The sequence below is a fragment of the Marivirga harenae genome (assembly GCF_030534335.1).
Taxonomy (GTDB): Bacteria; Bacteroidota; Bacteroidia; order Cytophagales; family Cyclobacteriaceae; genus Marivirga; species Marivirga harenae.
On record NZ_CP130565.1, the window covers coordinates 532,690 to 546,474 of the forward strand.

General features: G+C 34.8%; 14 protein-coding genes and 1 tRNA gene. 6 read left to right on the top strand and 9 right to left on the bottom strand.

The genetic code is table 11. The annotated features are described in order from the left end of the window. Positions 1-20: 20 nt before the first annotated feature. On the bottom strand, positions 21-1,325 hold the full coding sequence (gene nqrF, locus Q3Y49_RS02340) for an NADH:ubiquinone reductase (Na(+)-transporting) subunit F (RefSeq protein WP_303270621.1): 1,305 nt from the start codon (positions 1,323-1,325) through the stop codon (positions 21-23). A 151-nt stretch (positions 1,326-1,476) separates the two neighbouring features. Beyond that, the gene (locus Q3Y49_RS02345; protein WP_303270622.1) at positions 1,477-2,457 is read right to left on the bottom strand and encodes a radical SAM protein; all 981 of its coding nucleotides are present in this window, start codon (positions 2,455-2,457) and stop codon (positions 1,477-1,479) included. 52 nt (positions 2,458-2,509) lie between these two features. Between Q3Y49_RS02345 and Q3Y49_RS02350 the strand changes: the two genes are divergently transcribed. Further along, complete coding sequence (locus Q3Y49_RS02350) at positions 2,510-3,037, top strand: HEAT-like fold family protein (RefSeq protein WP_303270623.1); 528 nt, start codon at positions 2,510-2,512, stop codon at positions 3,035-3,037. Positions 3,038-3,110: 73 nt separating this feature from the next. Here Q3Y49_RS02350 and accD read toward each other — a convergent pair whose 3' ends face one another. Then, positions 3,111-3,950, bottom strand: a complete 840-nt coding sequence (accD, locus tag Q3Y49_RS02355) for an acetyl-CoA carboxylase, carboxyltransferase subunit beta (RefSeq protein WP_303270625.1) — start codon at positions 3,948-3,950, stop codon at positions 3,111-3,113. Positions 3,951-4,361: 411 nt separating this feature from the next. Between accD and Q3Y49_RS02360 the strand changes: the two genes are divergently transcribed. Then, positions 4,362-4,952 (top strand): TetR/AcrR family transcriptional regulator, encoded by a 591-nt coding sequence (locus tag Q3Y49_RS02360; protein ID WP_303270626.1) that lies wholly within the window; start codon positions 4,362-4,364, stop codon positions 4,950-4,952. A 22-nt stretch (positions 4,953-4,974) separates the two neighbouring features. Beyond that, positions 4,975-6,051 carry a 3-oxoacyl-ACP synthase III family protein gene (locus tag Q3Y49_RS02365; protein WP_303270627.1) on the top strand — a complete coding sequence of 359 codons (1,077 nt, stop codon included), beginning with the start codon at positions 4,975-4,977 and terminating at the stop codon, positions 6,049-6,051. Between the two features lie 58 nt (positions 6,052-6,109). Here the strand turns inward: Q3Y49_RS02365 and Q3Y49_RS02370 are convergent, their stop codons facing one another. The 4 genes from Q3Y49_RS02370 to era form a co-directional block, all read right to left on the bottom strand. After that, positions 6,110-6,370 (bottom strand): hypothetical protein, encoded by a 261-nt coding sequence (locus tag Q3Y49_RS02370; protein ID WP_303270629.1) that lies wholly within the window; start codon positions 6,368-6,370, stop codon positions 6,110-6,112. Positions 6,371-6,435: 65 nt separating this feature from the next. Then, positions 6,436-7,743, bottom strand: a complete 1,308-nt coding sequence (gene der, locus Q3Y49_RS02375) for a ribosome biogenesis GTPase Der (protein ID WP_303270630.1) — start codon at positions 7,741-7,743, stop codon at positions 6,436-6,438. Positions 7,744-7,900: 157 nt separating this feature from the next. Continuing rightward, positions 7,901-8,155, bottom strand: a complete 255-nt coding sequence (locus tag Q3Y49_RS02380) for a four helix bundle protein (RefSeq protein ID WP_303270632.1) — start codon at positions 8,153-8,155, stop codon at positions 7,901-7,903. 102 nt (positions 8,156-8,257) lie between these two features. Continuing rightward, complete coding sequence (gene era, locus Q3Y49_RS02385; RefSeq protein WP_303270634.1) at positions 8,258-9,142, bottom strand: GTPase Era; 885 nt, start codon at positions 9,140-9,142, stop codon at positions 8,258-8,260. Between the two features lie 110 nt (positions 9,143-9,252). On the opposite strand from era, the gene Q3Y49_RS02390 reads away from it, so the two are divergent. Beyond that, positions 9,253-9,325: transfer RNA gene (locus Q3Y49_RS02390), tRNA-Met, on the top strand. A 646-nt stretch (positions 9,326-9,971) separates the two neighbouring features. Here the strand turns inward: Q3Y49_RS02390 and Q3Y49_RS02395 are convergent. Both Q3Y49_RS02395 and Q3Y49_RS02400 read right to left on the bottom strand, forming a co-directional pair. Beyond that, positions 9,972-10,421, bottom strand: coding sequence for a hypothetical protein (locus Q3Y49_RS02395; protein ID WP_303270635.1), 450 nt, complete (start codon positions 10,419-10,421; stop codon positions 9,972-9,974). 763 nt (positions 10,422-11,184) lie between these two features. Beyond that, the gene (locus Q3Y49_RS02400) at positions 11,185-11,388 is read right to left on the bottom strand and encodes a hypothetical protein (protein ID WP_303270637.1); all 204 of its coding nucleotides are present in this window, start codon (positions 11,386-11,388) and stop codon (positions 11,185-11,187) included. Positions 11,389-12,160: 772 nt separating this feature from the next. Between Q3Y49_RS02400 and Q3Y49_RS02405 the strand changes: the two genes are divergently transcribed. Then, the gene (locus Q3Y49_RS02405) at positions 12,161-12,754 is read left to right on the top strand and encodes a spheroidene monooxygenase (RefSeq protein WP_303270638.1); all 594 of its coding nucleotides are present in this window, start codon (positions 12,161-12,163) and stop codon (positions 12,752-12,754) included. A gap of 52 nt (positions 12,755-12,806) precedes the next feature. Next, on the top strand, positions 12,807-13,715 hold the full coding sequence (locus tag Q3Y49_RS02410) for a hypothetical protein (protein ID WP_303270639.1): 909 nt from the start codon (positions 12,807-12,809) through the stop codon (positions 13,713-13,715). Positions 13,716-13,785 lie beyond the last annotated feature (70 nt).

Here is a 13,785-nt window from a genome sequence, read left to right on the forward strand (position 1 = left end):
TTATCAATTAATATATAGAATTATCCACCGAAATCATCAAATCGGATATTTTCTGGCGGAACACCCATATCGTCTAACATCTTTAGTACTGCTGCATTCATCATTGGAGGACCACATAAGTAAAATTCTACTTCTTCTGGTTCTTTATGGTGCTTAAGATAGTTATCGTACAAGGCATTATGAATAAATCCAGTGTAACCATCACCATCTTTATCGTCTAAGCTCTTTTTAATTTTCCAATTATCCTCTTCTAATGGCTCAGAAAGGGCTACTTGAAAATCGAAATTCGGATTCTTTTCCTCAATATTTCTAAAGTGATCGACATAGAACAGCTCCCTTTTAGATCTACCACCATACCAGTAGGAAACTTTTCTATCAGTTCCTTGTGTGTGGAATAAATGGAAAATATGAGAACGTAATGGAGCCATACCGGCACCACCACCAATATAAATCATTTCAGCTTCAGATTCATTAATGAAGAATTCACCGTATGGACCTGAAATAGTCACTTTATCCCCCGGCTTTCTAGTGAAAACATAAGAAGAGCAAATTCCAGGATTTACATCCATCCATGTGTTTTTAGCTCTGTCCCACGGTGGAGTAGCAATTCTAATATTCAACATAATGATATCACCTTCTGCAGGGTGATTCGCCATTGAGTAAGCTCTAAATATAGGCTCATCATTTTTCATCACTAAATCCCACAAACCGAAGTTATCCCAATCTTCCTGGAAGATATCTTCTTTGTGTCCTAAATCAGGATGTGGAGTAATCTCTATATCTTTAAATTCACAAGTGATAGCAGGTACATCAATTTGGATATATCCACCTGACTCAAAATCTAAAGTTTCACCTTCCGGCAATTGCACTACAAATTCTTTAATGAATGTAGATACGTTATAATTAGATTTAACTGTGCACTCCCATTTCTTAATACCGAAAATTTCTTCAGGTATGCGGATGTGCATGTCTTCTTTAACTTTAACTTGGCAAGAAAGCCTCACGTTTTCTTTCTTTTCAGAACGACTTAAGTGACCTTCCTCTGTAGGCAGAACATCTCCAGCTCCATCTTCTACCACACATTTACACATGGCACAAGTACCACCACCACCACAAGCTGATGGTAAATAGATATCTTGACCAGACAATGTAGATAGTAAAGTGGATCCTGCAGTTGTAACTATAGGATTGTCTTCATCTCCATTAACATAAATATTAACGGGGCCAGACTGAACTAATTTCGATTGCGCAAACAATAGTATCAATACCAATAAGAGTATTAGCACTGTGAAGGCAATAATTGAAGTGATAATTACTGATGTCATGAACTTTATTTTTGTTCTTAATGATTCAATTAATTGAGTTGCAAATATATTATATAAAATGTAAACCTATAAGCTCGGTTCAATATTTTTATTATAATATATTCGAAAAGCTAACAGTATGAACATTCAAAAAGTTGGCGAAATGTGGAAATTATTGCAAAATATTTTTCCAAGTCCCTTTAAGCCTATTGTATTTGATTGTAGATGGAAGAGCTTTCCAAAAATATTGGTTCATTTCGACTGCAAATGAAGGCTGCATATAGCAATTGATAGCACAGCCCTCACATTCGGGAAGCTTACCTTCTAATGCTGCTAATTTCTGTACCTCATCTGACTTATATAGTTTAAATAAATCTCCATCAATAGCGAAATCCTTTTTTCCTAAATGATAGCAAGGAAGGACCAGTTCGTTTTTGGGTGATATTACAAGAGCAGATGAAGCCGCTTTACAAACAGGGTCCTCTACGTGATTACCTCCATTTTTACGTAGTTCTATAAAAGCATCATTGAGATAAATTTTTTTTCTCTTGCCCATTCGGCTCAGGTATTCTAGATTTTCTTTTGTCAATCCTCCTCCAGTTTTGACGGTATTGTAATCAAAAATCGGATTAACGATTAGTACCAAATCGTTTGGAAGGCAAATACTTTCATAAATTTTATTGAGCTCATCTATATTTTCATTCATGGCCGTAAACAAAATATCGGGCCTTTCTCCTAATGCTATTGCCGCCTCAATTGATTTCATGACAAAATCAAAACATCCTACACCTCTCACTTCATCGTGCTGAGCCGAATCTGCGAAATCTAGCGAAAAATGAAGCATATCAACTAACCCTTTTAATTTTTCGGCTTTTTTTGGATAAAGTAAGCCGTTGGTTGTGATTGTCGTAATGAAGCCAAGATCTTTAGCCATTTTCAGAAAAACCTCAATTTCATTATGTAATAGAGGCTCCCCACCGGTAAAATCAATTACTTTAACACCAAGCTTTTTAAGTGCCTTCAGATTCTGGGCTACGTCTTCCTTTTTTATGTATGGACTTGGTTTTTCCCATATATCGCAGAAATAGCAACTGGCGTTGCATCGATAAGTCACATAATAATTACATAGTACAGGCTTCTTTATTAAACGCATTTTGCTAATTTAGAAATAAGGCTTTCGAAATGCTAAACTGGCCTTAGGAATTATGGATTTAAAAACTAAATTAAAAATAAGAGTTAGTAAACAAGAAATAGAGAACTTAATCAGAGGTTTTGAAGATCAAAATTTTTCATTTGATGAATTGATTGACTGCCTGCAAGTTAAAGAATCTAAATTTCAAGCCTCCTGGCTGATGACTCACTTAGTGGAAAAACATCCTAACATTTTGAATAAATCACACCTAAAAGTGTTTGGTGACCTAGTGAAAAACAATAAACATGAAGGCTTGGAAAGAAATATTTGGCGAACGCTTAGCTTTGTTGATATACCACCAGAAAGTCATGAAGACTGGATTAATCTGGCCTTTGACAGGCTGGAACAGCAAAATACCGCAATCGCTATTCAAGCTTTTGCTATGACTGTTTTGGAAAAGCTTTTAACAAATGAAAATGAATTACGATCGGCTCTCAAAGAAATCCTGGAACTAAAATTAGAGCGCCAGCCCAGTCCTGGCATTAGATCCATAGCAACGAAAACAATCAAAAAAATAAATTCAAAAGCAGATAAACAGTAAGTCGCTGGATACCTAATAAAAAAATGCCAATTGGTCAAATTGGCATTTATAAATAATTATAAGAAATAGAAATTTATTTCAACATCTTCAATAAAGTGGTCAATTTAGTTTTTAGTTGCCTTCTGTCCACAATAAAATCCAAGAACCCATGTTCCAGTACAAATTCCGAACTCTGGAAACCCTTAGGTAAATCTTTCCCAATAGTTTCTCTAATTACCCGAGGACCAGCAAAACCTATTAAGGCACCTGGTTCAGCAATATTAAAATCCCCTAGCATAGCATAAGAGGCAGTTACCCCGCCAGTTGTAGGATCAGTTAATAAGGAAATATACGGAACTTTTGCTTCTGAAAGCTGCGCCAACTTAGCAGAAGTTTTTGCCATTTGCATCAATGAAAATCCAGCTTCCATCATTCTTGCACCGCCCGATTTTGAAATCATTAAAAACGGAACTTTCTTCTTGATAGAATAATCAATTGCTCTTGCAATCTTTTCACCCACAACAGAACCCATAGACCCTCCAATAAAACCAAAATCCATACAGGCCACACATAAATCTAGACCGTTGATTTTGCCGTGAGCTGACCTAACTGCGTCCTTCAAATCTGATTTTTCCTGAGACTGCTTAATTCTAACTGGGTAAGGTTTACTATCTACAAATTCCAAAGGATCACCAGAAGTCATATCCTTATCAAGCTCTGTGAATTTATTATCATCAAAAAGGATTTCAAAATATTCCTTAGAACCAATGCGAACATGGTACTCATCATCAGGACTCACATAAGCATTTTGCTTAAGCTCCCGCATGTGAATAATTTTTCCGTTCGGGGTTTTATACCACAAACCATCTGGTGCTTCTTTTTTATTTTCAGTAGGAGTTAGAATCCCTTTATTTTGTCGCCTAAACCAAGCCATATTGTTTCAATTTTTTATTAAAACCCATATCAGGTTTTAGATGGAGGGTCAAAGATAAATGAATTGCTTGTCAATTGCCAAAGTAAAAGTTTAAAACCCATCAGGATAATTAATTTTCTTCCCTATCATCAAGTATTTAATATATTAGGTGGGCAACCCATATTTCCAGTGAAAACAACAAATTTTGGATTTCAATCCACTATTTTGCTGGTAAATTCCCCCTTTCTAACGGTAACGCTTTCAATAAAACCGACTCATTCAATTGTCAAGCACTATTCCTAATTAGCAGATTCTGAAGTTTACAAAAAAATAAAAGGGATTCCCTAACAAACGTTAGTATCTGATACACAACATTTTAAAAAATTATCTCTAAAATTTTGATTATATAAAATAACAATTCAAATTTACGGAATGAACGTTCATTCCGCAATCGAAAACAAGCTTGACAAAAAGACATTAATACTGGAGACAACGCTAAAACTGATTTCAGAAAACGGTTTTCACGGGACTCCTATTTCCATGATTGCAGAAACAGCAGGGATTGGTGCTGGTACTATCTATCGATATTTTGAGAATAAGGAAGATTTAATCAATGAACTGTTTAAAGAGATCAAAAGACAAATCATGCATGCTATGCTAGCCGATTACAACGAAAATGACAGCTTTAAAGAAAGATTCAAGCATCTGTGGATGAATCTAATCACTTTTTTTATGCAGCACCCAAAAGCATTTCAATTCATCGAGCAGCACAGATACGCCAGTTATATGAGTAAATTAACAAGAGAGGAAAGTTTTATGATCATGTCTCCTGTTATGATGTTCTTTATTGAAGCCAAGCGAGAGAAGGCTATGAAAGACCTTCCAGTTTACACCATAATTTCTTTATCATATGGACCAATAACCTCTTTAGCAAAGCTGCAAATTGATCATCAACAACACTTAAGTAAAGAACGCATTGAACAAGCTGCAGATGCCTGTTGGGATGCTGTCAGAAGAATTTAAATAAAATTACAAACATACAATTATGAAGACACCAAATGTAGTTTTTAACGGAATTGGCTCTTATATTCCAGATAAGATCATTCCAAATGCACATTTCTTAAATCATGAGTTTTACCAGGAGGATGGAAAACCGTTTGAAGTCCCTAATGAAGAAATCATTCAAAAATTTGAAAAAATTACGGGAATCAAAGAGCGAAGATATGCCAATGATGACCAATTAAATTCTGACTTAGGTGCAATAGCCGCAAAAAACGCTTTAAAGAACAGCACTATTGATAAAGAGGAATTAGATTATATTATTTATGCTCAAAACTTTGGGGACATAGAGGCTCATACTAACAGGATTGACAATATGCCCAGTCTGGCGGCAAAGGTCAAAAACAAACTTGGAATTCAAAATCCTGATGTAGTATGTTATGACATTATATTTGGTTGTCCAGGGTGGGTCCAAGGTGTGATTCAAGCTTACCAAATGATCAGAAGTGGGTTTTGCCGACATATAATGGTCATTGGTGCAGAAACACTTAGCAGATGTGTTGATCCACATGATAGAGATGGAATGATATTCTCTGATGGAGCTGGAGCGACCATAGTTTCGGCTTCATATGATGACGATCGTAAAGGAATATTAGGTTTTGCAAACAGAACTGATGCCAATGAAGAGTTGAGTTATTTGGCAATGGGCAAATCCAATAAACCTGGCATGGACAATGATGCTCGTTACATTAAAATGAAAGGCCGTAAAATATACGAATATGCTTTGGATGAGGTAGCCACAGCCATGCAATCAGCCCTCAAACGTTCTGGTATTTTTATGGAAAATATCAAAAAGGTGTTGATCCATCAAGCCAACGAGAAGATGGATGAAGCTATTTTAAGAAAGCTTGGTCAACTATATGATCTAAGACTAGAAGCCAAAGATATGATGCCCATGACGATCCAAAAATTTGGTAATAATTCAGTAGCAACAGTGCCAGTCATGCTAGATTTAGTTTTAAAGGGAGAAATTGAAGGCCATGAAATTAAGGAGGGAGATGATATCATCTTTGCATCAGTTGGTGCAGGGATGCATATTAACGCCATTATCTATAGAATGTAATTTAGACAAAAAAAAGACCGCAAATGCGGTCTTTTCAAACTCTTGAATTGTAAAAGAATTAACCTTCTACTTCTTCTTCAACCTCTTCAGCTGCTTCTTCCATTTCTTCTCCACCTTCTTCTACTTTATCCTCTGCTTCTTCTTTGATTTCTTCAGCAGCATCACCCATTTCATCACCAGCATCTTCTACTGCATCTTTGATTTCTTCAGTTGATTCTTCAATCTGATCTTTTGCTTCTTCTTTTTCGCTTTTGTTATCGCAAGCAACTACTGCTAAGGTGAAAGCACCTAATAAAAACAATGTGAATAATTTTTTCATAGTTTAATCGATTATGGTTTAAAGTGTAAATGTATCTAATTATTTAGATTGACAAAAGTATCTATCTATTTTTTTCTAAAAACAAGCTTGATTGGCACCCCTTCAAAGTCAAAATTCTCCCTTAATCTGTTCTCAAGGTACCTTTCGTAAGGTGGCTTTATGTATTGAGGAAGATTACAAAAGAATGCAAAAGTTGGTGTATATGTTGGTAACTGTGTTACGTATTTTATCTTAATATACTTCCCTTTAAGGGCAGGAGGCGGATATTTTTCAATCTCTTTTAGCATTACTTCATTCAAAGCTGAGGTACTCACCTTTTCAGTTCGACTGAAATAAATTTTTGTAGCCAGTTCAATAGCTTGAAATATTCGCTGCTTTTCAGTTACAGATGTGAAAATAATCGGAATATAATCTAATGGCCCTAATTTCTCCTGAATTTCTTTTTTGAATTTATCGTGAGTTTTTCCATCTTTCTCAATCAAATCCCACTTATTAACCATGATCATAATGCCCTTTTTGTTCTTATGGGCGAGACCAATAATTTGCATGTCCTGGGATTCAAATCCACGTGTAGCATCAATCATGATAATACAAACGTCACTATCTTGCAGTGCTTGAATGGCCCGAATCGTTGAATAGAACTCTATATCATCCTTTGTTTTAGTTTTTTTCCTCAAACCAGCCGTGTCCGTCAGGATAAAATCCTTTCCATACAGCTTATAATGAGTATTTATAGAATCACGTGTAGTTCCTGCTATATCAGTTACAATAGTTCTTTCATCTCCTAGTAAAGCATTTAAAAATGAAGATTTACCTGCATTAGGGCGTCCCAAAATTGCTAATCTGGGAATTCCTTCAAATGGATCTTTGTGGTCATCGTTAGGAAATAGTTCTACTACAGCATCTAGCACTTCTCCTGTCCCAGATCCGCTGGCAGAGGACATGCTAAAAACTTCATCAAAACCTAAACCATAAAACTCTCCTGCCATGTAGCTTTTTTCTGTGCTGTCTGCTTTATTGGCAATTACGAACACGGGTTTACCAACTTCTCTAACGATATTAGCAAAATCTTTATCCATATCGGTCAAGCCCGTATGGCAATCCACCATAAACAAAATCACAGTGGCTTCTTTCAGCGCTTCTTTTACTTGTTTTCGAATTTCTTTTTCGAAGATATCACTAGAACCTGTAACGTAACCACCGGTATCAATGACGGTGAACTTTTTACCTGTCCATTGCGCTTCACCGTATTGTCGATCTCGCGTAACGCCCGATTCGTTATCCATAATCGCTTGCTTTCGCTCTACTAAACGATTAAAAAAAGTGGATTTTCCGACATTCGGTCTTCCTACTATTGCTACTATGTTTGACATTTTTAATTACGAATTAATAATTTTTTAATTACGAACTGGAAATGAGCACTGAACTTTATTCCATCTTCGCTTTTGTAGTTTTTTGTATTGAACCAATGATTTTCAATATTTCTTCACACATCTCAATCATAATTGATGCAGTATTAGGTTCTAATAATCAAGAATCTTTTATTAGCCTTAACCAATAATGTGTTTCTCTTGCCTCTTTGTATGAAATTGAAAGTTTAGCTAAAAAGTCCTTTCTTGATTGAGCGCCAATCGCTTCCTCGACATTTGCCCCGATAGAAGTACCTGATCTTAATACTTGGGAGGATATCTCAAAATGAGTTCCCCTTTTTAATAATTGAGCAATTCTAATAACCTCTAGAGCAAATTGATAACTTTTTAATTGAATTACATTTTGCGATTTCATTTTTGGGGATGTTTAGTTGAAAATTTTTCATGAGATGAAGTTAATAAAAACTATCAATGTCATCTCAAATTTCCCAATTGATAATTCGTAATTCGTAATTATCTAATAACCAAATCTCTTCAACTTCAAATCCTTTTTCCGCCAGTCTTGCTCTACTTTTACGAAGGTTTCCAGGTGGATTTGCTTATTGAAGAATGTTTCTAGATCCTTGCGAGATTCAATTCCTACCTTCTTAATCGCTTCTCCTGCCTTTCCTATAATAATCCCCTTTTGAGATTTTCTTTCTACATATATTTCTGCTCTTATTCGTATGATCTTCTCATCCTCTTTAAATTCAGTCACTACAACCTCACAGCTGTAGGGAACCTCCTTTTTATAATTTTGAAATATTTTTTCCCTAATGATCTCCTCCACAAAAAACTTCTCCGGCTTATCTGTCATTTCCTCTTTTGGGAAATAGGCCGGATGTACTGGCAATAGATCAATCAACTTCCCGAAAAGCTCTTCTATATTGACCTTCTCTAGAGCCGAAATCATAATTTGGTGATCGGGCTCAATAATTTCTGCCCAATACTTCATTTTGTCTTCCGCTTGAGAACCTTTTGATTGATCAATTTTATTCATAACCAAAATTATAGGTACTCCGCTTTTCTTGATTCTATCAATCAAATCATCATCTTCCTCGTATTTTTCGTATAAATCCGTCACAAAAAGCAAAATATCTGCATCCTCTAGTGCTGATTTCACGAATCGCATCATAGAATTATGCAGTTCATATTGCGGACTTAGAATACCAGGTGTATCAGAATAAACCACCTGAAAATCCTTCCCGCTCAAAATCCCCATAATTCTATGACGAGTTGTTTGGGCTTTGGAAGTAATAATAGAAAGACGCTCTCCTACTAAAGCGTTCATTAATGTAGACTTTCCTACATTTGGCTTCCCCACTATACTTACAAATCCGGCTTTATGCTGATTTTCTGACATTAATTAAAATTTATTTTGCAAAGGTACTTGATTTTTCGAAAACCTTATCATACCTTTGTAATCCTTTTGAGAGAAACACGAGAAAAAGTGTTGAAATCAAGAGTTTATATCGCGGGGTGGAGCAGTTGGTAGCTCGTTGGGCTCATAACCCAAAGGTCACAGGTTCGAGTCCTGTCCCCGCTACTAAAATCACTAACCAGTCTTACGTTTAAGACTGGTTTTTTTATGCCCAAATCTTTATAAAAATGCTCGTTGGACTCTTATCCTATGGCACCACTAGTCCTCGTTTGTAACGAGGATTCCTAAACTATGAGTTTTTAACTCCGAAAGCTAATTGGCACCAAAACAGCCCGCCCAGCATAATCTCTTGCTGAACTATATACATATTCTTCTGCATGATCAACAATTAACGCTTATACAGGATCATGATGAATATAATCAACTCTTTCTTTTTAGAATATTACAAAATACATAGCATTTTGATCTGCTATTTTATATCGGTCGCCAGACATAATTTTGGTTGATTAATTGCCTTTTAGTTTATCCTACAAAAAACCATTTTTTTTAAAAAAATTCACTTGATTTAGATAAATTACGCCTCTTAAGCATTGCAAATGATTGCTTATGTGTAGTAGAATGTACTCTTATCTCTATATAGCATTACAAATGCTTGGATTAGGCATCCTCGTTACAAACGAGGACGAGATAGGAGTCTGTCCTTCTACAGATCTCATAAATTGTAATTTCGCTGTATTTAATTCCCATTATTAGCTTTATTTGTGTAAAGCTATTTCAGGACAAGACAGTCCTTATTTAAATTTAACCGTAATTATTTCCACTTATCAGATATTACTTGTACATTTTTATTTAACATTCTTAAGTTTTTAATTAAAATTTGAAAATCCATACCTGACGTAAAATAAAAAGATTTTTTCTTACCATTTGTAAGATAAATTTTTATGATTTCAAAACTCGATGGTGTATTATTAGAACCAAAATAAAAGTATTCTATATTATTTAATTCATATCTAAAATACAAAAACGGCAAAAAGTTATATTTTATCACTATATGAGACCTTCTTAATATCACCTCCTTAGCATCTAACAAACTAAATGGGATTAATAATATATTTATTAAAGTAAAGTATTCAAAAAATAATTCTCCTTGATAAAATATAAAGAAAATTGCATTTGTAATAAGAATATACCAAACAGTATCACTAAATTTATCTTTATTACTTTTATAGAGCGTTTTATTGTTCAATATATTCTTGGTCATTATTTTGGTACTTATTTTCTTTTGTCTTATTGTAAAAATCTTTCCCAACAATCCCGATTGAAATAGACTCCTTGACCTTATCAATTGGAGATTTTGATTTACGAATTTTCTTTAAACTATTTCTTACAGAATATATCATTACACCAGTCTCAGTATAATCATAAACCTTTCCAGCATTTTCACCTCCGCTAGTCCTCGTTTGTAACGGGGATTCCTAAACTATGAGTTTTTAACTCCGAAAGCTAATTGGCACCAAAACAGCCCGTTCAGCATAATCCCTTGCTGAACTATATACATATTCTTCTGCATGATCAACAATTAACGCCTATACAGGATTATGATGAATATAATCAACTCTTTCATTTTAGAATATTACAAAATATAAAGCATTTTGATCTGCTATTTTATATCGGTCGCCAGACATAGTTTTGGTTGATTAAGTGTCTTTAGGTTAATGCTACAAAGAAATGGTTTTTTTGAAAAGCATCTAATTTATTTCCAGAAATTATACTTTTGAGGCATTACAAATACTTCGTAATTTGTACAAAAATGTGCTCTTATCTTTATATAGCATTACAAATGCTTGGATTAGGCATCCTCGTTACAAACGAGGACGAGATGGGGGCTATTTACCATGTTTACATTATCGGTAATGACTGCAAGCACATTGCCCTGCCTACAGTGAGTGTACTAAACAGCAATTAGCAAGGTTTTGCTTCGCTACTCGCGCTAGTGGGTGTGGGTATTTTAGTAGATACAGGTTTCATTTTTTTATCACTAAAAATACTATCCAAAACAAAACGAATAAAAAAATCACCAGTTTTATTCTTTTCATTCTAATTTCATTCATCTTTTCCTGATCAACCTCTCTCTCTTTGTAGTATCGATTCATTTCTTCGTTGGAAATTTCAGGGTAAGAAAACAAGTCATCAAAAAAATCCTTAATAAAATTTATTATTTTTCTCATTAAATTAATACTTAACTGGTTGAGCATTATTAATTTCATTAATTACGGCATTAAAATCTTTTGTATCTTCTATACCAAAAGATAAATTAATGCTATTTCTATCTGCTTTATCCGTTAATTTATCAGACCCCACTAGTCCTCGTTTGTAACGAGGATTCCTAAACTATGAGTTTTTAACTCCGAAAGCTAATTGGCACCAAAACAGCCCGTCCAGCATAATCCCTTGCTGAACTATATACATATTCTTCTGCATGATCAACAATTAACGCCTATATAGGATTATGATGAATATAATCAACTCTTTCATTTTAGAATATTACAAAATACATAGCATTTTGATCTGCTATTTTATATCGGTCGCCAGACATAATTTCGGTTGATTAATTGCCTTTTTGCTAATCCTACAAAGAAATGATTTTTTTGAAAAACAGCTACTTGATTTTGATAAATTATGCTTTTTATGCATTGCAAATGATTGATTATGTGTACCAGAATGTGGTATTGTCTCTGTATAGCATTACAAATGCTTGAATTAGTCATCCTAGTTACAAACGAGGACGAGACAGTGTTCTAAACAGCAAATAGCAAGCGTTTTGCTTCGCAATGCGCGCTAGTGGCGCGTTTGTAACGCGTGAAAATTCGCTTTCCTTGTATCGTCTTGAAATTTCTTAAACTCTCATAAGGATTAGCAGTTTAAGAAGGCATATACTAATTTATGGTTACAATATCTTTAATCCACTTCTCTAAAAACAAATACTGGGCATTTAAACAAATGCAATTATTACCTCCTCGATTATCTAAAACGGACGGATGCTCTTTTGCTAAATTATTGGGTACTGGTAGCGGTTTTGGATTTAGCCTATGGCCTGATTTTTCCACCTATGCTCTGTTGATGAAATGGGAATCTCCAGAAAATGCTGCCCATTTTTTTGAACACTCAGAGCTTTTTGAAGAACTAGAAAATAAGTCAAACCATATCGAAACACATTTTTTAGAGTCCCTGGGAGCTCACGGGAGTTGGTATGGAAAAAATCCATTCCATGAAAAAGCAGAATATAGTGGAGGAAAAATAGCCGTAATTACAAGAGCTAGAATCAACATTCATAAACTGCCGCGTTTTTGGCAGTTTGTCCCCAAAGCCAGCAAAGCCATTGAAAATGCAAATGGCTTAGTTTATACCAAAGGAATAGGAGAATGGCCTTTAATTGAGCAAGCGACCTTCAGTATTTGGGAAAATGAACAAGCCATGAAAAATTATGCTTACGCTGATATACATAAAGAAATCATAGGAAAAGTGAAAAAGGAAAATTGGTATAAAGAGGAACTTTTTAGTCGATTTAATTACCTTAAGTCCATTAAACACTAACACGAGAAGCTACTATCCGTTATCAATGCATACTAACTCAAATCATCTTAGCATGAGAAATATCTTAATCATTTCCTTTCTTTTTGTTCTATTTCAAGCATGTGGACAGAAAAATGAAAAAGTTACAACAGAGAAAATCAATTTTTCTCTATCTGAAAAATTTGGCGACTATTGGTATCAAGGAAAAGCAGAATTATCATCCTATGATTTGGAACAAGTTCGCTATGGGCAAAAAAGAGATGGAGAAGCTGTACTGATTTTTGTTACTGAAGATTTCTCTAAAAGTAAGCAAGTGAAATTGGATAATCCTTCTGCAAATCCTGAAGATGCAGAAAAAGTCTTGAAACTCAATTTCACCAAAAAATTTAATACGGGCATTTATCCATATTCGATGATGACTTCGGTCTTCGCTCCTGTATATCCCAAAACAGATTTACACGCGAGGAAAATAACTACCTCCGTACAGGAATGGTGCGGTCATGTATTTATGCAACTCAACAATGAAGAGGACAAGTACAATCTTTTTAGCAGATCATATTTTGAAAGCGAAGGCGATATTGACATGAGCTTGGATAAAATCTGGCTCGAAGACGAATTATGGACCTTACTCCGCTTAGACCCTTCTCTAATACCTACCGGGGAAGTACAACTTTTGCCTTCTACACAGTATTTAAGACTCAAGCACAAAGAATCAAAACCCTACACATCTCAGATTACAATTATTGAAAAGGACACTGTTAATGAGCTGAAAATTGAAATCCCTGAGTTAAAGCGAAAAGTATCGATTATTTATCAGAATCAGCACCCCTATCAAATTGAAAGCTGGAAAGAAAGCTATCCTGAAGGAGGAGAAATCATGACAACTTCCGCCAAGCTAAAAAAACGAATAATGTTAGACTACTGGAATCGCAATGGTATGAAAGACAGTGTGTACAGGGAAGAATTACAGTTAGGTTTTTAAAATTGCCCAAAGCTCTAAACCTTGGAATAGTTTAAAAATCTTAATACTTACATATGAATTCCACTTTAGC